Annotated in this window: 12 protein-coding genes; 2 read left to right on the top strand and 10 right to left on the bottom strand. The window is 33.0% G+C overall.

Going from position 1 to position 23,881, the window contains the following annotated elements:
- Positions 1–5: 5 nt before the first annotated feature.
- Positions 6–1,292, bottom strand: coding sequence for an L-fucose:H+ symporter permease (gene fucP / locus A5893_RS03010; RefSeq protein WP_157687392.1), 1,287 nt, complete (start codon positions 1,290–1,292; stop codon positions 6–8).
- A gap of 67 nt (positions 1,293–1,359) precedes the next feature.
- Here fucP and A5893_RS03005 point away from each other — a divergent pair, with 67 nt between their 5' ends.
- On the top strand, positions 1,360–2,085 hold the full coding sequence (locus A5893_RS03005; RefSeq protein WP_068821051.1) for an IclR family transcriptional regulator: 726 nt from the start codon (positions 1,360–1,362) through the stop codon (positions 2,083–2,085).
- Positions 2,086–2,478: 393 nt separating this feature from the next.
- Here the strand turns inward: A5893_RS03005 and A5893_RS03000 are convergent, their stop codons facing one another.
- Positions 2,479–3,045, bottom strand: a complete 567-nt coding sequence (locus A5893_RS03000) for an RNA polymerase sigma factor (protein ID WP_068821050.1) — start codon at positions 3,043–3,045, stop codon at positions 2,479–2,481.
- Between the two features lie 412 nt (positions 3,046–3,457).
- On the opposite strand from A5893_RS03000, the gene A5893_RS02995 reads away from it, so the two are divergent.
- A complete protein-coding gene (locus A5893_RS02995) occupies positions 3,458–7,642 on the top strand; it encodes a hybrid sensor histidine kinase/response regulator transcription factor (RefSeq protein WP_082911289.1) in 4,185 nt (1,394 codons plus the stop codon).
- A gap of 173 nt (positions 7,643–7,815) precedes the next feature.
- Here the strand turns inward: A5893_RS02995 and A5893_RS02990 are convergent, their stop codons facing one another.
- From A5893_RS02990 to A5893_RS02955, 8 genes are all read right to left on the bottom strand, one after another.
- Complete coding sequence (locus A5893_RS02990; RefSeq protein ID WP_068821049.1) at positions 7,816–9,627, bottom strand: glycoside hydrolase family 2 protein; 1,812 nt, start codon at positions 9,625–9,627, stop codon at positions 7,816–7,818.
- Between the two features lie 468 nt (positions 9,628–10,095).
- Entirely contained in the window at positions 10,096–12,669 is a 2,574-nt protein-coding gene (locus A5893_RS02985) for a glycoside hydrolase family 3 C-terminal domain-containing protein (RefSeq protein WP_198342245.1), read from the bottom strand.
- Between the two features lie 106 nt (positions 12,670–12,775).
- Entirely contained in the window at positions 12,776–14,782 is a 2,007-nt protein-coding gene (locus A5893_RS02980; RefSeq protein ID WP_082911288.1) for a glycoside hydrolase 5 family protein, read from the bottom strand.
- Positions 14,783–14,914: 132 nt separating this feature from the next.
- On the bottom strand, positions 14,915–16,288 hold the full coding sequence (locus tag A5893_RS02975; protein ID WP_198342244.1) for a right-handed parallel beta-helix repeat-containing protein: 1,374 nt from the start codon (positions 16,286–16,288) through the stop codon (positions 14,915–14,917).
- Positions 16,289–16,399: 111 nt separating this feature from the next.
- Positions 16,400–17,224, bottom strand: coding sequence for a PKD domain-containing protein (locus A5893_RS02970; RefSeq protein ID WP_082911287.1), 825 nt, complete (start codon positions 17,222–17,224; stop codon positions 16,400–16,402).
- 40 nt (positions 17,225–17,264) lie between these two features.
- Positions 17,265–18,983, bottom strand: coding sequence for a RagB/SusD family nutrient uptake outer membrane protein (locus A5893_RS02965; protein WP_068821046.1), 1,719 nt, complete (start codon positions 18,981–18,983; stop codon positions 17,265–17,267).
- A gap of 54 nt (positions 18,984–19,037) precedes the next feature.
- Positions 19,038–21,938 (bottom strand): SusC/RagA family TonB-linked outer membrane protein, encoded by a 2,901-nt coding sequence (locus A5893_RS02960; RefSeq protein ID WP_068821431.1) that lies wholly within the window; start codon positions 21,936–21,938, stop codon positions 19,038–19,040.
- 77 nt (positions 21,939–22,015) lie between these two features.
- Entirely contained in the window at positions 22,016–23,875 is a 1,860-nt protein-coding gene (locus A5893_RS02955) for a RagB/SusD family nutrient uptake outer membrane protein (protein ID WP_068821045.1), read from the bottom strand.
- Positions 23,876–23,881: the final 6 nt, after the last annotated feature.

Raw genomic sequence — 23,881 nt, 5'->3', positions numbered from 1 at the left:
TTTTTTTACGATTTAACAACTTTATAACCTGTAATTCCAAAGAAGAAAATCACGACAAAACAAGCCAAAGGCACAATATAACCCATTTGAATATTTTGTGTTACATCACTGATATAGCCAAATAGCGGAGGCAGTAATGCACCCCCAACAATTGCCATAATTATCAAACTGCTTCCAAATTTGGTGTCACCACCTAAATCTTTAATTCCTAAAGAGAAAATAGTAGGGAACATGATAGACATGAAAAATGCAATCCCAATAATTACATAAACGGCTATGATACCTGTAATAAAAATCGCTAAAATTGATAATACAGAACATATCAAACTATAAATCATCAATAACTTTACAGGTGGTATAAATTTCATGAAGAAAGTACCAACAAAACGGCCAATCATAAAAGCCATACCCACTCCGAAACCAGCATAAGTTGCCGCTTCCATTTCGCTGATTCCAGCTGCTTTAGTGGCATAAAGAATAAAAAAACTAAATACACATACCTGAGCACCAACATAAAAAAACTGTGCTGCTACTGCCCAACTTAAATGACGATGCTTTAAGGCATGAAAAACATTGCTTACTGATGCTACGCCATCTCCTTCTTTGATTTCGGGAAGTTTCATGAAATAAAAAATAATGGCAATTAATAAAATAATACTTCCTAAAACCAAATATGGCATTTTGACACTTGATGCTTCTGCGGCTAAAGCAACATCCCTTGCAGACGCTGTCATCGCATTCAAAGCTGCATCAGAATAACCTTTGGTTAAAATAATTTTTGCCCCAATAATGGGAGCCAATGTGGCAGCCAATCCATTAAAAGATTGTGCTAAGTTTAAACGTTGAACTGCTTTTTCGGGTGGGCCTAATAGTGAAGCATAAGGATTTGCCGCTGTTTCTAATATGGTTAAACCACAGGCAATTACAAATAAAGAAAGAAGGAAGAAAGTGTATAATTGCGTATTCGCAGATGGAATGAATAAATAAGAACCGATAGCAAAAAGTGCCAATCCCGTTAATATGCCAGCTTTATAACCATATTTCTTCATGATTGCTCCTGCAGGTAACGCCATTACAAAATAAGCGATGAAAACAGCAGAATCTACTAATGATGCTTGAAGTGTAGATAAGCTGAATGCTTTTTTGAGGTGTGGAATTAAAATCGGATCGAGATTATGCACAAAACCCCACATAAAAAAAAGGGAGGTAATCATGATAAATGCAAACCTGTTAGAGGTTTTGTTTTCTGTCATTTTGTTAAGGAAATAATGGTTTTCAAAGTAAGCTAACATTTTTATATAAAACAAAAATTTTATATTATGGAATAAATTACTGAATTTACCACATATTTAAAAATGTATGATTCAAGTTATCCATCGATCCATCGATATTTTAGAATATGTGGCAGAAGATATTTACAGACCTAAACTATTGGGGAACATAGCTAAAGATTTAAATTTAAATGCTGCAACTTGTGCTAATATCGTTAAGACTTTAGTTACCAGAGGGCTATTAAAAAAACCAGAAAATGAAAAGGGATACTTGATTGGGGAACGTCTTTCAGATATCAATAATGGGACTATTGGATTTAATGACTTGCTAAATAAAGCTAGGCCAATACTTGAAAATATAACTATGGAATTAAATGAAAATTGCCTTATCGCGATTTTAAAAAATGATATAAGAAAGGTTATCCATAAGCAAAATAGTAATCAACTGATTCAAGCTACAACACCTGACGAAAAACAAGCCTATGACTCTTCAACAGGGAGATTGTTAATTGCTTTTTTAAATGATCACGATCTGCAATTATTTTTAAAACAATATGGGCTGCCTTCAAAACAGGTTTGGCCGCAGGCCGCTTCTCGGATTGGCTTTTTTGAACAAATAAATGCAATTAAAAAACAAGGGTATGCTTTAATTGAAGATACCGTACAGGTAGTGGGGATCGCCGTTCCCATATATCAAAATAAAAAGGCAATAGCCAGCTTTAGCATCTTTCTTCCCTCATTTAGATTTGATGATAAAATGCGGATTAACATGATCGACAAGGCTTTAGTTACTGCTCAGATACTCTCCATTTAAATGCATCAAATAAGCAAACTATATTTTATGTTAACAGAACAGCTTATTTAGTTAAGAACAAGTTTCTACAATATTTTCAGATTTCATAAGAAAAGAACTTTCATATAAATCATTGGCAAAGGAATGTAAATATGAGAGTTCTAAAATTTAACCATAGAGGAATTTTCATTTCTTATAATAATCATCGAAGCAAACATCATCGCTTAAATCTAATCGATATTATGATTATTTTAAAAAAAGGAATAACAAAAATTACAAATGAAATTCATGCTTTTAAAAATTTTATTCGATGCTTTTATGGTAAATGGATATAAGGTTATTTTGTTTCTATTAAAGTGGCTATTCTCTATTTATAACTAAGGTTGCTGGCAATTATTTTTAAACGAATTAAAATTAATCAATTACTAATGGAAAAATAACAGACCGAATATGGCAAAGTGCCCTAGACATATGAGTTTTTACGGTTAATGGAGAAATATCTAATTTCTTGGATATCTGGTGATATGATAGATTATCCTTTCTCGCCATGTTATAAACAACTAACTGTTTATTTGAAAGGGATTTTAATGTATTGTTCAAAATCAATTCATAATCTGCAAATTGAAATTTTTCTTCCATTGAATTATCTTCAAAGGAATGATTCTTTTTTAATTGATCAAGTACTTTCCAAAAATTGGCTTGTTTTTTTATCCTATTTAAGATATTATGTTTTCCAACTGTGTACAACCAAGCTTCAATAGGTTTTCCTATTTGCATTTCTGAATGATGTAACCAAAGTTTCATAAAAACCTCCTGAACCACTTCTTCAGCTTGGCTTTCGCATTTTAAGTATCTAAGTGCCAAATAGAAAATTCTATTTTGATACCTTTCATAAAACACTTGAAAAGCTTTTTCACTTCCTTTGTTAAGTTGTTCTGTAAGATCGTCTTCACACTGAGCACATGGTTTATTTGAGTACATAGCAAATTTAGATTTTCATCAATTAATTGCATTAAATGCGAATGATTAATCATTTCTGATTAATCTTTTAATTAATTGATAGGTTATTAAATAATTGGTTTACTATGCAAATAAAGAGATAGTGGGCGCCATCGATTTGCTGTAATAAGTATTTCTTTTACTCAATTCTGTATTTTCAAATAAATAAATGAGTTCAGATTAAATAAAAACTATAGATTAATATACCCATTTAGAAAAACAATAGTTTGCTTGTAGTCTTTGACATAAGTCAGGTTGAATATTATTAGTTAATTTATTAAGAGTAAAATCAATAATTAATTAGATAATCATTTAGCCACTTGATAACTTATTGTGATTTGAATTTTAGGATAAAATTAATTAGCTTAAATTTGACAAAACCAAGGTTAAACGAATGAGTTTTTATTTAAGCTACTTTTCACATTTATCTAAATTATTTGTTGTCTACCTGATATTTATATTGCCTGTATCAGGATTTTCTCAAACGGACAAAGTAAAATTTAAATATCTTACACGTGAGCAAGGCTTATCGAGTAGCAATGTCACAAGTATATTTCAGGATAGTAAAGGCTATATATGGTTAGGTACTGAAGACGGATTGAATAGATATGATGGATATCATATCACAGTTTACAAAAATGAACCTCAAAAGCAATTTAGTTTAAGCAGCAATTTTATTAATTATATTTTAGAAGACAAAAAACACAGAATTTGGATTGCAACAAATTATGGTTTGAATGTTTACGACAGGTTTACGGATAGTTTTACAAGATATATGCATGATCCTAAAGTAAAAGGGAGTATCAGCAGCAATATTGTATACGCTTTGTACGAAGATAGAGATGGAACAATTTGGGTAGGAACAGATTTTGGTTTAAATAAGTATAATGAAAAAGAAAAAAGATTTAAATCATTCATTAAAAATCCATATGCCCAAAGAGAATCTTTAGAGGATAAAATAAATACCATTAATGAAGATGAGTTTAATAATCTTTATTTGGGAACGGATGGAGCCGGAGTTAAAAAATTTAACCTTAAAAAAGAATCCTTTATTAAACAAAGTTCTAGCCCTTCGTTAGCAGAATTAGACGGTTATAGAATTATTACAATAAAAAAGGATGATAAAAAGCAAATATGGATAGGAACAAATGGAAAGGGACTTTATATTCTTAACCCCTATACCAATTCCTTAAAACATTTTCAAAATGAGCCATACAATAATAAAAGTTTATCGAACAATGTTGTTAAAAGTATAATTTTTGATAAACAGAAGAACATTTGGGTAGGTACTGAAAATGGAGGGCTAAACTTAAAGTTTCAAAATGCAGACCAGTTTTTAAGATATGAAAATGATCAGCGAAAACCTATGTCGTTTTCTAGCAAAACAGCCTCATGCCTATTAGAAGATTCACAAGGAAACATTTGGGTAGGTACTCATCATGGTGGTGTTAATATCTATTCTCCTAAAACAACAAATTTCGTAAATTATAGTAAAGGTGTTTGGAAAGGTGCGCTTTCATATAATGATGTTAGAGCATTTATTGAAACGAATAAAGGGGAAATTTGGGTAGGTAGTGATGGTGGAGGCATTAATGTTTTCAATGAGAAAGCAGGCATCTTTAATCAAAAGAGATATTCTTCAACTGACATCAATAGTATTGGATCTGATGCTATCCTAGATCTCATGAAAGATAGGAATGGGGTTATCTGGGTTGGCACATGGGGAGGTGGTCTTAATCGTTATAATGAAAGCACCCAAAATTTCACTCGTTTTCTACATGATTCTAATGATAACACCACAATTAGTTCAAATTATCCATACATCATTTGTGAAGACAAAAGTGGAATATTTTGGGTAGGAACATTTTATGGAGGATTAAACACTTTTGATCCTAAAACTAATAAATTCAAACGCATCATTAATTCACCTGATGGTCTAACTAAATTTACTGGAATACATGTAGAAAGTATACATCAAGATAGTGAAAATAACGTATGGTTTGGCACTCTTGACGGTGGTTTAAATTGTTTAACAAATAATAAAAAAACTTTTGTCCATTATTTTAATAGCTCACAAAAAGATCTAACGGATGCAGTGAGAGCTATATACACAGACAGTAAAAAAAGGCTTTGGATTGGTAAAACTGGTCTTTATCTTTTTAATAAAGACAAGAAAGAATTCGCACTTTATTCTAAAAACCCATACTTAGTTAAAGAACAAATTCAATCCATCATTGAAGATACAAAAGGCAATCTTTGGTTAGGTACTACTAATGGGATTATAGAGTTTAATCCCGAAACTAAATATTTAAAGAGATATACTGGAGTAGATGGATTGCAAGGTTTGGAATTCTGCCAGAATTCTGCCTTCATGTCTAGTAAAGGACAATTGTTTTTTGGCGGTTTTCAAGGATTTAATACTTTTTATCCTGATAGTATCAAAGTATATAACTACAGTTATCCAATTTATATTACAGATCTTTCTGTATTTAATAAAAGTATCAGTTCAGGTAAGGATAAGATAACAATTGCAAAATATATAGAAGATAATAGAAGTGTAGTTTTAAATTATAATCAATCAGTAATATCTTTTGATTATGCGGCTCTTAATTACGTAACTCCTAAAAAAACAAACTATGCTTATAAATTAAAAGGGTTTGATAAAGACTGGAATTATGTTGGCGATCAACGTAAAGCTAACTATACCAACCTAGATCCGGGCAAATATACATTTTATGTTAAATCAAGTACTCCAGAAGGCCTTTGGAATACTGATTCAACTTCAGTAAATATCATCATCACCCCTCCATTTTATTTAACTTGGTGGTTTAAAATAATAGGATTTATTCTTGTTTCAGCAAGTATATTTGCCATGCTCTATCTTAAAAGAAGGCAAGAACTTCGTATTATTCACGAAGAAAATAAAGAAAAACTGCATCAGTTGCAAGTACAGTTCTTTACCAACATTTCACATGAATTTAGGACCCCACTTACCCTAATCATGGGAACTTTGGAACAGATTTTTAAAATGAAAGAGAATTCACTATTCCTGAGACATTACAACACCATTAACCGTAATGCAAATAGGCTTTTAAATCTTATCAGTGAACTAATGGATTTTAGAAAGGCTGAATCTGGTGCACTAAAATTAAAGGTAATGCCTGGAAATTTCTCCTCATTTATTAGGGAGATAATAGAAGATTTCAAAGCACAAGCTATATTACATCATTTTGATTTCAAACTTTCTCAAGAGAGAGAATTTTCGAATACATGGTTTGATAGACAAATATTAGAAAAAATTATATTGAATATTTTAAATAATGCTTTTAAATATACTCCTGATAAGGGTAAAATCAATATACAATTAACATCAACCATTAAGGGGTTCAATCCGCAATTTGAAGAGAATGTGAAAATGGAGCACCCATTTCATGGAAAAGAATATGTATATGTAATTATATCTGACACAGGTATTGGTATTCCTAAAAACTCATTACAACATTTATTTCAACCTTATTTCAGGGTTTCGGATGTACATGTGGGCACAGGAATAGGATTGGCTTTTGTTAAAAGTTTAATATCTCTGCATAAGGGAAGTATACATGTTTATAGTGAACTCAATAAAGGGACTCAAATTATAATTGCAATTCCTTCCAATGAAAAGGATTATCAAAAAGATGAACTTTGGCTATACAAAAATGATGTTATTGGAGTACAGATAGAAAGTATACAATTCAAATCAGATTTACAACAGTTCCCAATAAATGCACAGTCATTTAATAGTGCTAAAGCAGAAAATAAAACAAGACCCTGTATATTAATTGTTGATGATAATGATGAGTTAAGAACTTTTTTTAGAGAGATACTTGAAAAAGAATATTATATTATTGAAGCCAAAGATGGTCAAGAAGGAATTGAGAGAGCAAGGGAAGGTTCTCCTACGCTGATTATTAGTGATGTGATGATGCCTATTATGGATGGAATAGACTTTTGTAGGTTTATAAAAGACGACTTTGAAACTAGCCATATTCCATTTATTCTTTTGACCGCTAAAGACGCACTTGAATCCCGTTTACAAGGTGTTAAATCTGGTGCTGATTATTACTTTAGTAAACCTGTGAGCATAGATTTATTATTACAAACCATTAAAAATCAGTTTAATCAGCAACAAAAAATTAAAGAGCGTTATTTAAAGGATTATCAGGTTGAAGTAAGAGATTTAGTTCACTCAACAAAAGATAAAGATTTTATGGATAAGCTTTTGAAAATTATTGAAGACAAATTAGAAGAACCTGAATTGAACATTGAGTACGTTAGTAGAGAAATTGGGGTGAGCAAAAGTAAACTCTACAAGAAAATAAAAGATATCACGGGTCAAAGTAGTAATGAATTCATTAGAACCATTAGGTTAAAAAAATCTATGGAGATTATGACTAATGAAGATGTTTCTGTGACAGAGGTAATGTATCGAGTTGGTATATCATCACACTCCTATTTCACTACTGCATTTAAAAAAGAGTTTGGAATGACGCCTTCAAAGTTTCAACAGCAGTTAGAGGGTAAAATCAAATTAAATTAATACTTATTAGTTGATCATTTAATTGCTCCAAATAAGGTTCAAATCTTATTTGGAGTAAAATGAATTTGATTTTATAAAACAATAATTTTTATTATAATTTAACCCATAAGTCTAAAAAACTTATAGTATTAATTACACCCTATTTGAGGAAAATATTTTGAATAAGGGTTATATTATTTTTTAATTTGATAATATTTTTTTAAAGTAAACCATGCTTTTTTCTTTAAACCTTTATCTGACAATAATCCTTTACGATTCCATCCATCCTGAATACCATGTAATTGACGACGTGGTGATTTGAAATCCGCCAATATCCAAGGAGACATTCCTCTTAAGAAAGGAATTTTATCCAACATCTTCAATTGATTGATATATACATTTTCTTGATATTCCTCTGTAAACCTTTCATCTTTATCTCCATGAAAACCATACAAGGCGCCTGCACCAAATTCACTAATTACCATGGGTTTATTATAAATTGTGTTCCATGACTTCGTAAGTGCGTCTTCTGGTTTACCTTCATACCAACCTAGATATTCATTGCAACCTAATACATCTAAATATTCTCCTAATACATCATCTAATATATTTGTGTTATTATCTTTATGACTTATCTCTAAGGCGGCAGACAATAATCTAGTATTATCTAAAGAACGGGTATAGCTACATAAACTCTTGATGAAATTATTTCTGTCCTCCGAAACTGGTGTTTCATTAGCCATTGACCAGATAATAATAGAAGCTCTGTTTATATTTTGGGTAATCATGGCATTCAATTGATCTTTAGCTTTCACTAGCACCTTTGGATCTCCGTAATGGATGGTCCAATAAACTGGTATTTCTGACCAAACCATCAAACCTAATTCGTCAGCCATTCTTAACATAGCTTCATTGTGCGGGTAATGAGCCAACCTTACATAATTACAGCCTAACTCTTTTGCCCAGCTTAAAAGTAATTTAGCATCCTCTATCCCATTTGCCCTACCTTCTCTTTGTGGAATTTCTTCATGTATGGAAATTCCTTTCAGAAATACAGATTTACCATTCAATAATATATCCTGTCCTTTGGTTTCAATAGTTTTAAAGCCTATTCTATCTTTTAAAGTATCGGTTTCATTAATTAAATAAACATCATATAGCTTAGGATTTTCTGGAGACCATAATATTGGCTTTGACTCAATTGTAAAACTTACTTCACCATTTTTTTTAGTTTCAATTTGTTGATTTATTTTTAATTCCGGAATAGATAATTTTAAGTTTTTAACTTCTTCCTTATTCAATTTTATAGAGACATGGATGGCTTTAAAATCACCTTTTTCTAAATTCAATTTATAATCTTGAATAAAATTTTCTGAAGTTTCAGCTAAATAAACGTCTCGAGTAATTCCACCGTAATTATACCAATCGGTATTTACAGTTGGCACTCCATCAGCCCTTCTTTTATTATCTACCTTAACAACAATATTGTTTTCTTTTTCATTCACTTTACCAGTAACTTCAAAACAAAAAGGAGTAAAACCACCTTCATGTTCTCCAAGTTTTTTTCCGTTTATATAAACAATACTGTAATAATTGCAGGCCCCAAAATAAAGGAAAAGTCTTTTGTCTTTTTTTACGGAGTAGTCAAAGCTTTTTTGATACCAAACAGTACCTTCATACAACTCCAATTTTTCTCTTTGTGAATTCCAATCTCCGGGTACGTTCAGGTAATCCGATTTCACAAAATCGTATTCAATAAGTTCTTGCTTTGTTTTAGGTTTTGCATTTTTAAAATATCCATTATCACTTTCTTTTAAACGATAGTCATAAAAACCGTTTTCATAAGGGTCAATCAGTATTTGCCAATGTCCGTTTAAACTTATTTTATATCGCCCATCAATGTTGTTTACCAAGGTTAAATCTTGTGAAAACACTGGCTTAAAAAGACCAACAAGAAATAAAAGGAAAACTGTTTTAATGATTGAGTTAAGTTTAAGAAAATTCATATATGGTATATTGATTGGATTGAATAGTTGATGTAATTTCAATTATGTCATTTATATTTAAAATAAATGTTTGGTTTGGGTATAACCCCATATAAACATCTTATTTAAGACAAACTTTAGGTTCCGTTCGCTCTATCGTTTACCGCTGTCCAAAAATAATAAATTTACTTTTCCAGGATTTAATACAACTTGCTGTATTCTGAAGGAATATGGAATACTCCCTAAAGAAGTAATTCAGGCTGTATTAAAATGAATGGCATAGTTGAATATTCTCTTTTGAATAATCGCAAATCATTTCCCGCCAACATGGTTTATAAGTAATTGAATCTCCTAAAAACGCCAGCCTGATAAGCATATTTTCGCTTGCTTTTTGATAGAATACAGCGTAACATTTCTTATTTGATAATACTTGCATTAGGCAAAGATTATTTGGCAATTTTAACATCTTATTGTTAAAAACTTAAACAATTACTTTTTAATTGCTATTTTCTTTATCACTGCATTTGAATTCTTATCGCCAGGTTGTCCGCCTCCTACAGAAATCTCAAATTTTCCTGCATTAATGACCTCATCGCCATTATCCTCAATCACAGAAAAATCTGATGGTTTAAGATTGAAAGAAATCGTCTTTTTCTCTCCTTTATTTAAATGAATTTTTTGGAACGCTTTTAAGGCGATAATAGGCGTAGGAATTTTTGGATTTAAATGCTTCAAATAAACTTGTACTACTTCATCTCCATCTGTATTCCCCTTATTTTCAACATCAACAGTAAGGTTAACAGCCTCGTTTATATTTAAAGATTTGTTAATATTTAATTTACTAAAATCAAACGTAGTATAACTTAAGCCATAACCAAATTTATAAACCGGCATTCCAGTAAAATATTTATAGGTTCTGCCTTTCATATCGTAGTTATCGAAATCGGGCAAATCATCTACCGAAGCATAAAACGTAACAGGTAATTTCCCAGAAGGATTATAATCTCCAAAAAGGACATCTGCAATTGCTTCTCCTCCCTTTTGTCCACCATACCATGCTTCAACTATAGCTGGTAAGTTTTCACTTTCCCATTTTAAACCTAAAGCACCTCCGTTTAATAATACCAATACAACTGGTTTTCCTAAAGCTTTAACCTCTTTTATCAAGTCTTGTTGTACTTTAGGCAAACTGATTTTTGTTCTGTCGCCACCATCAAACCCATCTAATTTTACATTCATTTCTTCCCCTTCCAATCTTGGGGAAAGTCCCATAAACATAATCACTACATCTGCTTGTTGAGCAATTTTTAAGGCTTCTTCTTTTAAATTTTGATGAGGTAAATCCCAAGATAATCTCAATTGTGCATTTGCTCCGCGACTGGCATACCTGATATCAATTTTGTGAAATTCTCCTTCTTTTAGTTTCATATTAACTGATTTATAACCCGGGCTATAAATACTTGAAAAAATAAATTGGCTTTTACCGTCAATTAAAAGCTCATACTCTTCGCTTCCAAACATGTTAAAATTGATTTCTCCGCTTACCGGTATTTTAATGTACCCCGACCATACTGCAGAAAAATCTTCTTCATTCACGTTATCAATTGGCGATTTGTCCATCCAATTAAAGTCAATTTTATCATCTACACGGTTAATTACAGGTTCGCCTTTATATTTAATATTATTATAGTATTTTGCGTTAAGACCTGGTTTTAAACCTGATGCATCTTGAAAGAAATATGCTGATGAAATAATATCTAAAGTTGGTGCCCCTTCAGCATGTGCAGATCCCTTAGCATATAATACTTTTGCTCCAGGGATTTTGTTTTTTATTCCCTGTAAAGGAGTTATCGTTTGAGTTGGAAAACCATTATAGTTTGCCAGCATTACTTCCTCATCATTGGCATTTGGTCCAATTACAGCTATGGTCTTCATGTTTTTATTTAAAGGAAGTAGAGCATCGCTATTTTTAAGCAATACTATAGCTTCTTTAGCGGCTTGCAATGAAAGTTCTTGGTGTTTAGGGCTTTCTACTACAGAATAAGGAATATTATCAAACGGATTATCTCCTTTTTTATCAAACATCCCTAATTTAAACCTTGCGGTAAACAAACGTTTTATAGCAACATCCAGTTCTGCTTCTGTAATCAGTTTCTTGTCTATTGCTTTATCCAAAGCTTTAAAAATATCACCACATTCCAAATCAACACCCGCCTTTATAGCCCAGGCTGATGCTTCTTCAGGGGTTGGTGTAACTTGGTGAGTTCCTTGTTTAAAAAAATCATCCACTGCACCACAATCAGTAACAATAAAACCATTAAAACCCCATCTTTTACGTAAAATATCTACTAAGAGATATGAACTTCCACAGCATGGTTCTCCTCTAAAACTATTATAAGCACACATTAAAGAATACACTCCAGCATCTTGAATAGCCATTTTAAAAGCTGGTGTGTAAGTTTCAAAAAAATCACGATCTGTTATTTCGGCATTGAAACGATGACGGGATTGTTCTGGACCACTATGTACAGCGAAATGCTTAACTGTTGCAATGGTTTTAAAATAATTAGGATCGTTTCCTTGCAAACCTTTAATAAAAGAGGATGCTATTGTTCCTGTCAAAAAAGGATCTTCCCCATACGTCTCCATCCCTCTCCCCCATCTTGGATCACGAAAAATGTTGATATTTGGTGTCCAGAAATTTAAGCCCTGGTACATACCCCTTTTATTTAAAGCTGTAAAATGATCGTATTTTGCCCTTGCCTCATCAGAAATTGATGTAGCTACATTTCCAATTAAAGAAGTGTTCCATGATGCAGCTAAGCCAATAGCTTGGGGGAAAACGGTAGCTCTTCCGGCTCTAGCAACTCCATGCAAACATTCGTTCCACCAGTTATAGGCTGGAATATCTAAATCTTTATTTTTAATTGCCGTTCCGGTGTACATTAAAAGTTTTATTTTCTGGTCTAGCGTGAGTTTTGAAACCAAATCATTTACTCTTTCTTCGGTTGATAGCTTTGTGTTTAAATAAGTAGGGATAGTTTGTGCAAGTGAAATCTGCACTATCAAACATTGACAAAAAACGATAATGGATAGTAGGATGTATTTTTTAAACATGAAACTTGTATTAATTGTAAGTAGTTTTAAATGGGAATTTTTTATTTATAATTTATTTTTTAAGGGTCAAAACCAAAGCGTCGTTGCCATTAATTTTCAATTTGTTATTCATTGGTTGATTGCCAAATAAACTACCTGCTATTCGCCATCCATCTTTTAATTTTAATTCAGTTTCTGCTTCCTTAGGATTATAATTGATCAAGATTACCACAGCTTCATTCTCATTTATAAAATGTTCAGTAATACCTATTGATGTGTTTTCCTGTTGTATAACTCTATCAGCAATTAAAGGGGCAGCTATCTTTTTATAAATGTTATTATAGGCAATGGCCCCATCATCAAATGAACCTGCATTACTAATGGTATTCATTTCTAGAGGAAATGTGAGAAAATATATTTTTCCTTTTCCATAGTTTGATTCAATGAAAGCTGGATTACCATCTGCTTCTTTACCTAAAACCAAATTATTTTTTGGATTAATATCATATCTACGACTAGAGGGCATAGAAAAATTCAATTCAGATTTCATTAGGGAAGTAGTTGTGAATTTTAATTCTCCACTTCTCATTATATTGGTATTGATTTCTATTCCTAAAGGTTCTGTTAGAGTAGGCAAATACGCATCATCCATTGATAGGTATAAACTTGCACCATTTTTTACTTTCTCTAAAAGTTTGTACCAAAAATCTTTATAAACAGGATCGATACCTTTAATAGACGGCAACATATAAAGTTTAGCATCTTTCAGTTCTTCATTGGCTTTTTGAAATTCGAAATCAAAACCAGCCTGTTTAGCTAAAATGAAACTCGAATAAGCTACAGGCCAATTTTCCTGACCTTCTGTTAGAATGCAAACTGCCTCAGCTTTACGAGTGGGAAGCGCTTTAAAAGGAAGTTTATCTATAAAAGTGCTAAACTTTTTAAATTCAGCTAAAACTGGTTTTGGAGTTCTATCTTCCTTGATCAAACCTAATTCGCCTTCTACAGACGAATAATTGTAAGGTGAAAATGGTAAACTTAATTGGTCATAAGCGCACCACCATAATGTACCTTGACATTCATGAGCCCAATTTGAAAACAATGCAGTTCTGGCAAAGGCTGATTTGGAAGCCTCACTCCCGGTCATTGGCCCCATCACTCCGGTTTCTTCAACAATACAAGGTTTCCCGCTTAAATCACTATATAAACGAGTTTCTGCTGCGCCATGTAGAATTGTTCTCATGGTGTTAATTCCAGCCTGGCTTGCGTAAGGTGTCCATAATGAATATGGATGTGTTGTCAAAAGATCTGTTAAGGCTCCCTGATCTTTAATCCTCCATGCATCCAATTCACCAGCGCTTAAACTGTGCATACCTGAAACTATTAGTCTTGAATGATCGATGCTTTTGATGGCTCCAGAAATCACAGAAGACCAAACATAAGCTTGGTAATGATTATCTAAGGCTTGCATCACATTACACTCATTTCCAAAATCCCATGCTACAATTGCTTGATGATCTTTAAATCGAGAAACAAATGTTGTCACAAATTTCTGTTGCCACATCAATGATTCTGGATCTGTTAATATATCTTTCCCTTCTAATGCTGACGGAACATAAAGTTGACCGCTCATCCATCCGGTAATTAAACCTACTATTAATTTAATATTATATTTTGAAGCTAAATCTGCCATTTCCTTAAAATGACCTAATTGTTCTTCACTCATTCCATTACTACCAACTCCAGTTGCCGGCAAAGGAAGTCCATCTTTAAAAGCAATATATTTTAGCTGGCCTTCATTTGCGAAAATTCTTTGTATTGGTTGAAAATCTGGCCAAAGTGGGAAAACCCTTAGCGTTTTTATTCCATTTTCAGATAGTTGTTTAAAATCAGCTTCCACTACATCTCTATTCCAATTACTCCACATATGTGTGCCTGCATGAGATGCCCAATAATTACACCCTATTGAGAATGTTCCAGGAGTAGTAAGTACACTTTTTTGAGCAAATACTTTAGAACTCGATAAAAAAAGTAAAGCGGATATGCCAAAAATTAAATAATAAGTTTTTTTAAAAGTCATTTTGCAATGCGGCTAAAATTCTAATGCTTATATAATCTTTTGTTGGTGTTAAGATTTATAAACCAACAGCAAAAGGTTAAATATTTAATTTGATAAATAAATCATTTTAACTTTTAAATTATACTTTAAAAGTTAAAATGATTCATAAGCTCCACAATCTGGAGCAGTACCTTTTGGGCGAGCAATGCCAAGAAAATCTTTCGCAGCAAATAAGGCGCTTGTTCCATAATTTACAGCAGGACTAGAAGCTTGCAATTGAAAGTTAGCGAATGCTGGGTCAGCAGAAAGTGCAATAAATAATGGGTCAGCAATTTTATCATTAGTTCCCATTACTTCTGGTGCAGGCCCTCCATTAAGAAAATATATATTATTGCTGTAAATCACATTTGCGCCACCAGAATTATTTCTTTGATTTACTCTTCCACCAGGTTTGGCATACATGATATTATTCATGATCTTACAATCTGTAGCAGTGCTTGCATATATATTTCCATACCCAACTACTAAGCCATTATTATAAGTAGTATTATTAACAATATCGGCATGTTGGAAATCAAATGCATGGATACCCGAACCACCATTATTAAAGCTAACATTATTTTCAAGCAAGGTTCTACCCGTATAGTAACCTGTTCCAGAGGTGGCATTGTATTCTCTGTTATTTGTATCCATTATGATTCCATTACCATCGGAAAGACGATCGACCTGAATCCATGGAATGGTTGTTTTATTTCCATAACATTTGTTACCCCTAACAATATTTTTATATCCTGTTGAATTATCGCTATTAAATGGCGTTAAAATACTGATCCCACTTTGTCCATAAATGCTATACCATGCGTTATTATAAACAGTATTTCCTTCGAACGTTACGTAATCAGCCTGTATTGCTCCTAATCCCCCTCCTGGAAAATCATGAATAATACAATCTTTAACCTCTACATGATGAGGTAGTTTCGAATTTGTTCTTGGTCCACCAATAGCAATTCCGTTTGTATTAAAAAACCCATTTGGTGTGCCACCAGCTTTTACAGCATTGTATGCCGCCAAAGCCTCACTAGGTATAATATTTGCATTATTTCCTTGCAGTTCCAAACCAATAATTCTAATGTATGATGCGTTAATATTAATAGAATCAAAAATATTCCCGGCAGCTATAAATTTTGGTTTTGCACCTGCTAATGCTGCGTAAGTAATATAGTTATCAGGTAAACCTGGTGTTAAGATGCTTATTGTTTTACTTATAATATAAGAGCCATCCATGAAATAAACAAAATCTCCTGGTTGCGTAACTGAAACTGCTCTTTCAAAAGTTCTAAATGGCGTGGATTGGCTTAAACCAGAACTTGCATCATTTCCTGAAGGAGAGACATAATAAGTTTTGAAATTTTGACTGCCACTAACATTTTTATCATCAACTCGTTGCTTATCGAATTCATTTTTTTGGCAACTAACTATTGTTATTGAAAATAACAGGACGATTAATATTCTTAATTTATTCATCATTTCTATTGTTTAAATGTGGCACTTTTTTTAGATTTTTAACTTTATGATATATAATTAATTATACTTACTGTAGCTTTAATAAAATTATAAGCTTTAACATTCTAATATATTTTAGTTTACAATTACCGAGGTTGTTTTAACAGATTTTTGAGCATCGCCTGTAACACCAATAGTTGTAAGCGTTACGTTATAAGTTCCTGAATTAGAGTAAGTTTTTATAGGAGATTTTTCTGTAGAAACCGCACTACCATCTCCAAAATTCCATGTACTACTTACTCCATTTATTGATGTATTTGTGAAATTTATTATTTTAGGATTAGTAGTATTTGCAGCAAAGGTGAAATTTGAAACAGGAAATAAAAATGACGTATTTAATAATACAATTGTAGTATTCAAATTCTTTGTTGCTTTTCTATCATTACTGGTAATTCCCACTCCTATTGCAAACCTTGTATTTGGATTATTGATTAAGAAGGGTAAATCTATAGATAAAGGAAAGCTCGTAGTTGAACTTCCACTTGGCATTAATATGGATGTTTGCAAATTAAACGCCGTTGCAGGTAATACCATAACATCCGCAGCTAATTTCCCTGATGTTTTAAGTTTTGAAACGGTATCAGCATTTAAAACAATATTTACATTAACGTCTCCTTCAAGGGATATTCCAGATCTTCCTATTCCTAAACTAATATTAAATCGATTTGTAACAGGATCAACCACATACCTGAACAGCTGACCTGGTATAGCTACGCTATTAACATCGTAAAACCCAGTTGGAGATGGCGCTCTAGTTGCTGCTGCTGCAGATGTCATGTAAATAGCCTGCTCAGGAACATCTGAGTCAGGATATTCTTTATATTCGCAAGAGCTCATTAATCCTATAATAATAAAGGATAAGAGTAATAGTGATTTTATTTGAATGAGCTTATTTTTCATTTTATAAATTTTATAGTAACACTTATATTAATTGACATAATTAATTCCATAAAGGATTTTGAAGTATGCCTGTTGCAATATTTACATCGCTTTGCGGAATTGGGTATAAATACATTTTAGGTTCAAAAACCCTATTTTCTACATTAATAAAATTATAGCTGAATACAGTAGGAGAAGTTCTTGTTATAGTTACACCTCTTAATGGAGTATTAAAATAAAGTGGTGCCTCCATCCACCTTCTTACATCCCAAAAACGATGATCCTCAAATGCAAACTCTACTCTTCTTTCATTTTTAATTCTGTTTCTCATGTCTAATTGCAACAATCCAGCGGGTAAAGCGGGCATTGCTACTGTGCTTCTGGCTCTTACTCTATCTACATAGGTTTTAATATCTGGATTTCCCGGGTCAACCTCATTTAATGCCTCAGCATAATTCAGAAATAATTCTGGTAGTCTAAACACGATCCAGCTATGTACACCAGTTTGGTTTTGTTGAACGTTCAAACTCTCTTGTATATACTTTCTAAGGTAGTAACCTGTTTTTGTTGCATTAGGTAAGGGGAAACCGTCTAGACCACCCACAAAAGATTCAACTGGTCTTACTGGAGTCCCGAAATTAACATTGTTTAATGCTACCGTAAAGCCTAAGCGTGGATCTCTGTTTTGATATGGGTTGTTAGGATTGTATCCTGATGTAGCGTCTGATATGGGTTTACCTGTTGGTTTCATTTCATAAGCATCCACTTGATTTTGAGAAGGTGTAGTAAGACCTTGGCCCGAGGGAAATCCAACAGGTGAGTTATTTCTTTCAAAAGTATTATTAGCTGTAGTTCTTTTGGCTAGAATAATTTCTGGAATATTAAAATTATTAAATACTCCTTGGTAAGAACCATTCAAATTAACTGTAGACATGGCATCTATACAAGCTTTTGCTGCATCTGATGCGGCTCTCCATCTAATACTTCTGTTTACACCATTTAAAGAAATTAATTCGGGATTTGAATATCCTCCAGCCCAGGTAGGTGTGTTAAACAAGTCGCTTGCTGCATATAATAATACCCTACTTTTTAAAGCTAATGCAGCAAACTTTGTTGCTCTTCGTCCAATATCATTAACATCCGTATATGGTAGTGGTAATTGAAGGGCAGCAGAATCGCATTCACTGGAAATAAAATCTACACATTCTTGTAATGTGTTACGCTTTAAAGTGGTAAAATCAGTGTCTAAGCCTATGCTTTCTTTTAAAAGCGGTACTCCTCCATATCTCTTTATAAGCTCGAAATAGAAATAAGCCCTTAAAAATCTGGCTTCATATTTCCATCTTTTTATATCTGCTGTTCGCGATAGGAAAGTCCCTTGGGCAGACGGAGAGGGATCTAATCTAAACTGTTCTAAATCAACATCATCTAAAGAGACAATAACTTGGTTTGCCTTTCTAATACCAGTATAGTAGTTTCCCCATACGTTATCAGGATTGTTAAATTGGTTCCAGCTGCCATTGTTAAAGCTTTGGATAGTACTTCTTTCAAAAGTGTGTTCTGCCTCGTCTGATGCAGAAGCCATCATTGCGTTGCCACCAATGTAAAGCATGCCATCTGGTATAAAATTATAGAGCCCCAAAACCTCATTGGATTTGTTTCCATATGTTGCATTTATCTGCTCTCTAGTTAAAGAGGTGACAAAATCCCTGTCCAATTTTTGACAACCCGCCATTATAATTATGACGTTTAAACTCAGGATATATATTATTTTTTTCATCTTATAATTTTTAATTGATCTTAACAAACAATTGCTCAAATGCTATTTTATAGACTAAAATCCTATTCTAGCGCCAACAATAAACGTTTTTAATACCGGATAACCTGTTAAGGCTTCAGAATCACCATATTCTACTTTGTCTAAAGAAAATATGTTTGTACCCTGTACAAATAATCTCGCATTATTAACCCTTACACTATTAGAAATCTTACTAGGCAAAGAATATCCCAATTCTGCACTCCTTAACTTAATAAAACTGCCATCACGATTCCAAAAAGAAGAGTTTCTAAAATTATTTAAATTATTGCTAGCCGAAAGTCTCGGGTATGTTGCAGTTTCTGCGTTCTCTGGTGTCCATCTACCTATAGCAATGGTACTTACCTGACCATTATTTTGGAAGGCTTGAAAAGTACTCCCACCTAAATAGACAGAATTATTGGTAACAGCCTGAAAAACCATATTTAAATCAAAGTTTTTAAAACTTAAACCTGTAGTTAATCCAACTGTTATTCTTGGAATTCCAGGATCTCCAATTGCAATCAAATCATTATCATCAATAATCCCATCCGGTATTCCGTTAGGTCCGCCAACATCTTGATATTTTAAATCACCCGCTCTTACGTTTCCATCTATTGGTGCAGGGAAAAGACTAGGGTTGGTTGCCCTTTGATTGATTTCGTCTTGAGTAAAAAATCCTATTGCTTTCAACCTTCTAGGCTGTCCATTTAAAGCCCCAGCATTTACCAAACCGTCGTTCAATTGAATACCTTGAGCATCAAAATCAATGGTATTTTTAAAGTACGAGAAATTGGTTGATACAAAATAATTAAGCTTTTTTGTTTTGCCGCCATTTAAACCTAATGATGTTTCAAAACCTTTACTAGTTGTTTTTCCTTGATTTAATAAAGGTAGCGTTGCTCCTATTATAACAGGCACAGTACCAGTTGGGGAAACTAAAATATCTCTTCTTTTTCTATTGTATATATCAAAATTCAAGTCTAATATCTTAAACAGCTTAGCATCTAAGCCCAAATTTAAAGTGTTTTCTTTTTCCCAAGTAAAAAATGGATTCGCTAAAACCCCTTCTGATCCATCAAAATTATAGTTTTGAAAAAACGGATACCTACCATTACTGCTGCCTAAGTAAATATTATCATTACCAGTTAATCCATAAGAGGCTCTTAATTTTAAAAAATTAATGTTACTGTTTTTGCTAAGGAAACTCTCATTAGATATTACCCAACCTAAAGAACCGGCAGGAAAAAATCCGTATCTTCTGTCTTCAGCAAATCTTTCAGAGCCCATATAACCTGCAGAAAATTCTGCAATGTAGGTTTGATTATAGGCATAAGTTAATCTACCAGCTAAAGAATTATGCTTGTAAGGATCGGTACCAGAACCTACATCTCCGGATAAACGGCTTAATATAGAATTATCTGTACTTATCATAGCTAATCCATTTAAGTAATGTTTACCAAATTTTCTATCATAATTAAGAGATCCTTGTATCTCATAATTTCTATATTGATCTCTAGTAATTTCTGCTGCTGAAAGTGTAGTTGTTTGCCCAATTATAGGTGCATAGGTAGGATTTCCACTAACTGCATCTTTTCCCGTTATAGCAAATCTTCCATAACCTTTTGTTTTTTGCGTACCTGCAATAAAATAGTTATTGATAGAAACTACTCCAGAGACATTTAAACCTTTTGTAATGAAATCTAACTTTTGAGTTAAACGAAGGGCTGTTTGTAAAGTACGACTGTTTGAACTGTAAAATCCGGTACTTTCTAGGTTTGCAACTGGGTTTGCAAATATGTTACTTCCTCCATAAGTTCCATTGGGGTTTCTTACCGGAAAAGCATTAGGAGGTAACGAAGCTAATAAGTTAAATTGACCCTCTGTGGTATACCCAAACGGATTATCTTTTTGCTCTAAAGAACCTGCAAGTTTAAAACTAGCTGATAAATTTTTAGAAAGGTTGATATCTACATTAGACCTAAAATTGTATCTGTTATAAGTAGAATTAGAGCTTTCTTCAAAATCATCCCCAAAATTTTTATATAATCCTTGGTTTCCTAGTGCATTTAACATTACAAAATACCTTACAGTAGAATCGCCTCCATTAAAGTTTAAATTATAACTCGATACTGGCACAACATCTCTTAACACTTCATCATACCAATTTACATTAGGATGGAAGATAGGATCGCTACCAGAACGATATGCATCAATATCTGCCTGAGAGTATCTTACAGGTTGTCCATCATTTTGTAATCCTTCATTAAAAAGAGTGGCATAATCACCGGCATTTAAAAATTGGGGTAAATTAGCAGCATACTGAAATCCTTGTCTTGTACTAAAATCAACCTTCAAAGAATTATAACCGCCTTTTTTGGTGGTAACTAATAGAACTCCATTAGCTCCTCTTGCACCATATATAGCGGTTGCAGATGCATCTTTAAGTAACGTAATAGTTTCTATTTCCTCTGGTAGTAGCTGGGAAAATACACTCCCTAAACCAGAGCCTCCTCCTATAAATCCGTCAATTATAATAAGTGGAGAATTATCACCATCGCCAAAAGTATTTCTACCTCTCATTGTAAAACCAGCAGTTGCTGCTCCAGGCTCTGAATTAGGTTGTGAAACAGTTAATCCGGTAAGTCTACCATACAAAGAACTACCTAAATTGGTATTAAAATTTTGTTTAATCTCATCACCTGAAACGGTAGAAATTGATGAGGTAACTAAATTCGACGGTAAAGTGCCAAATGCAATGTTTACCTCTTTTTTTTGTGATAAACTAAATGGCAGTTTCATACCATCTGCTTTTAGTAGAGAATCTCTTTTAAATATCGAATCTCGGGTTTCATTCTTCTGGGCTTGTGAGATTAAACTAAAACCAGTTAGTAGAATGGATATCAAGAATATACCTTTATAATAATATTTTAATTTCATATTTATATTTTTATGAACCATGATAATTATCCATTGCCTTTTAAATGGCAATGAGAACTTTTAATTTGTTACCTTTTTTACCATCCCGGGTTTTGCACCAGCTGTCCCTTTAAAACTTCTGATAATGGCAGCGGATGTAAATACAAGTTTTTATTAAAAAGTCTTGTTTCAAAAGTATATGGTGTCCAACTGTAGGTGAAATTTGGAGAAGTTCCGTTTCGTGTGATTTGCAAGCCCCTCATTGCACCATTCATTATTCCTTCTTGTTCTGCAATTAACCATCTTCTAACATCCCAAAACCGATGACTATCAAAAGCTAGCTCAACCGCCCTTTCATTTCTTACCCGAGTTTGAAATTGTAGCTGAGATAAGTTGGCAGGTAAATTGGGCATGCCTGAACGGGACCTAATGGTATTAACGGCTGTGTAAGTCTCTGTACTAGGTCCTGAAAATTCGTTCAATGCTTCTGCATAATTTAAATAAAATTCATTTAACCTTAAAATAATATCATTGGGCACTGTAGCAGGGCTACCCCCATTTCTTATTGTGAAAGGAATAGGTTTACGCATCCAGTTACCACCAAAACAGTTTGCTTCTGCTGCAACACCGGCAAAAATTGACATATTAGAATTTGTAGCATTAAAATAAGAAGTAGTATAGGCAATACTTTGTTTAAACCTTGGGTCCAACTCTCTGTATTTAGACATTAAATCTGCACCTCCGGTTGCCTCCCATGTTTGTGGCGTACCATCAATCATCTTTTCATATTTACTTACATGATTAAGCGTTACGGATAATCCCGACCATGTAACCCCAGTAGATGTAGGAGCAATAAATCTCCAAGGGTTATTAGCATAATTTGCCGCTGGATAACCTTGAAAAGCTAAAATAATCTCAGAATTATTATAATCTGTCCAAGATTTTTCATAATTACCCGGTACAGGTGCTTTACCTAAAGCGTAAATAGCATTAGTAGACGGATCTATATCCAAATTGGGATACCTGCCTTTTGTGTTTGCTGGGTCATTAATAAGTCTTACATTTATTAATGCTGCTTCGTCTAAAACTGCTTTTGCAGCATCTGCAGCAAGCTTCCATCTATTTACATCATAGTTTCCATAGCATATAAACTTATTATCTGCAGCGTTATTCATTGGTAAATAAGGTGTTGCGGTATTAAACAAAGGGCTGGCTGCGTATAATAATGCTCTTGATTTAATTGCCATAGGCACTAGTTTGGTAATACGACCAGTTAAAGCAGCACTTTGTTGGGCTGGAAGTGAGTTTAATGCGATTGCCTCATTACAATCTTTAACTATAAAATTTATATTTTCTTCCAAACTGTTTCTTGGTATTTGCACTGCTACACCGGGCTCAAAAGTATCTTCAATGATAGGCATGCCACCATAACGTTTTACCATTTCTAAATAAAGAAATGCCCTTATTGATTTAACTTCTGCAATTACCTGATTTTTATAGTTGATGTCTATATCTGGCACTTCATCAATACGTTTAAGCATAATAGCTATTTGGCGTAATGCGATAAAACGGGTATAAAAACGATAATCTTCTCTTGCTATGATATTACTTGGCAAAATCGCACCTTCGTTCCAACGATTTGCATTTATAAAAGAAGCTTGAGACGCATCAGATTCATCAGAACTAGAAGAAATAGGATGAATAACATCTGAATCTACAATAGTACCTGTAGCAGAAAGTGATGCATCACGGTAGGCTAAAATAGAAGGCAAACCAAATTTATAGATTGTTGCCAAAAAGATATCTAATTGCTGCCTTGATGAAAAAATTGTATTTTCATTAATATCTACACCGGGTGCTTTTTCTAAAAATTGGGTGATGTCTTTTTTGCATGAATTGTTAGTAAAACAAATCACACTAAAAAATACGATAACGAATAATTTTTTATAATTTTTCATATTTCT

It is taken from the genome of Pedobacter psychrophilus, assembly GCF_001652725.1.
Classification (GTDB): Bacteria; Bacteroidota; Bacteroidia; order Sphingobacteriales; family Sphingobacteriaceae; genus Pseudopedobacter; species Pseudopedobacter psychrophilus.
This window is presented reverse-complemented; position numbering and strand designations above follow the sequence as displayed.

Excerpts from the sequence above, each read along its gene's own strand:
- fucP (WP_157687392.1), bottom strand. The coding sequence starts at position 1,292 with ATGTTAGCTTACTTTGAAAACCATTATTTCCTTAACAAAATGACAGAA.
- A5893_RS03000 (WP_068821050.1), bottom strand. The coding sequence starts at position 3,045 with ATGTACTCAAATAAACCATGTGCTCAGTGTGAAGACGATCTTACAGAA.
- A5893_RS02965 (WP_068821046.1), bottom strand. The coding sequence starts at position 18,983 with ATGAAAAAAATAATATATATCCTGAGTTTAAACGTCATAATTATAATG.
- A5893_RS02975 (WP_198342244.1), bottom strand. The coding sequence starts at position 16,288 with ATGATGAATAAATTAAGAATATTAATCGTCCTGTTATTTTCAATAACA.
- A5893_RS02980 (WP_082911288.1), bottom strand. The coding sequence starts at position 14,782 with ATGACTTTTAAAAAAACTTATTATTTAATTTTTGGCATATCCGCTTTA.
- A5893_RS02970 (WP_082911287.1), bottom strand. The coding sequence starts at position 17,224 with ATGAAAAATAAGCTCATTCAAATAAAATCACTATTACTCTTATCCTTT.
- A5893_RS02995 (WP_082911289.1), top strand. The coding sequence starts at position 3,458 with ATGAGTTTTTATTTAAGCTACTTTTCACATTTATCTAAATTATTTGTT.
- A5893_RS02990 (WP_068821049.1), bottom strand. The coding sequence starts at position 9,627 with ATGAATTTTCTTAAACTTAACTCAATCATTAAAACAGTTTTCCTTTTA.
- A5893_RS03005 (WP_068821051.1), top strand. The coding sequence starts at position 1,360 with ATGATTCAAGTTATCCATCGATCCATCGATATTTTAGAATATGTGGCA.
- A5893_RS02955 (WP_068821045.1), bottom strand. The coding sequence starts at position 23,875 with ATGAAAAATTATAAAAAATTATTCGTTATCGTATTTTTTAGTGTGATT.
- A5893_RS02960 (WP_068821431.1), bottom strand. The coding sequence starts at position 21,938 with ATGAAATTAAAATATTATTATAAAGGTATATTCTTGATATCCATTCTA.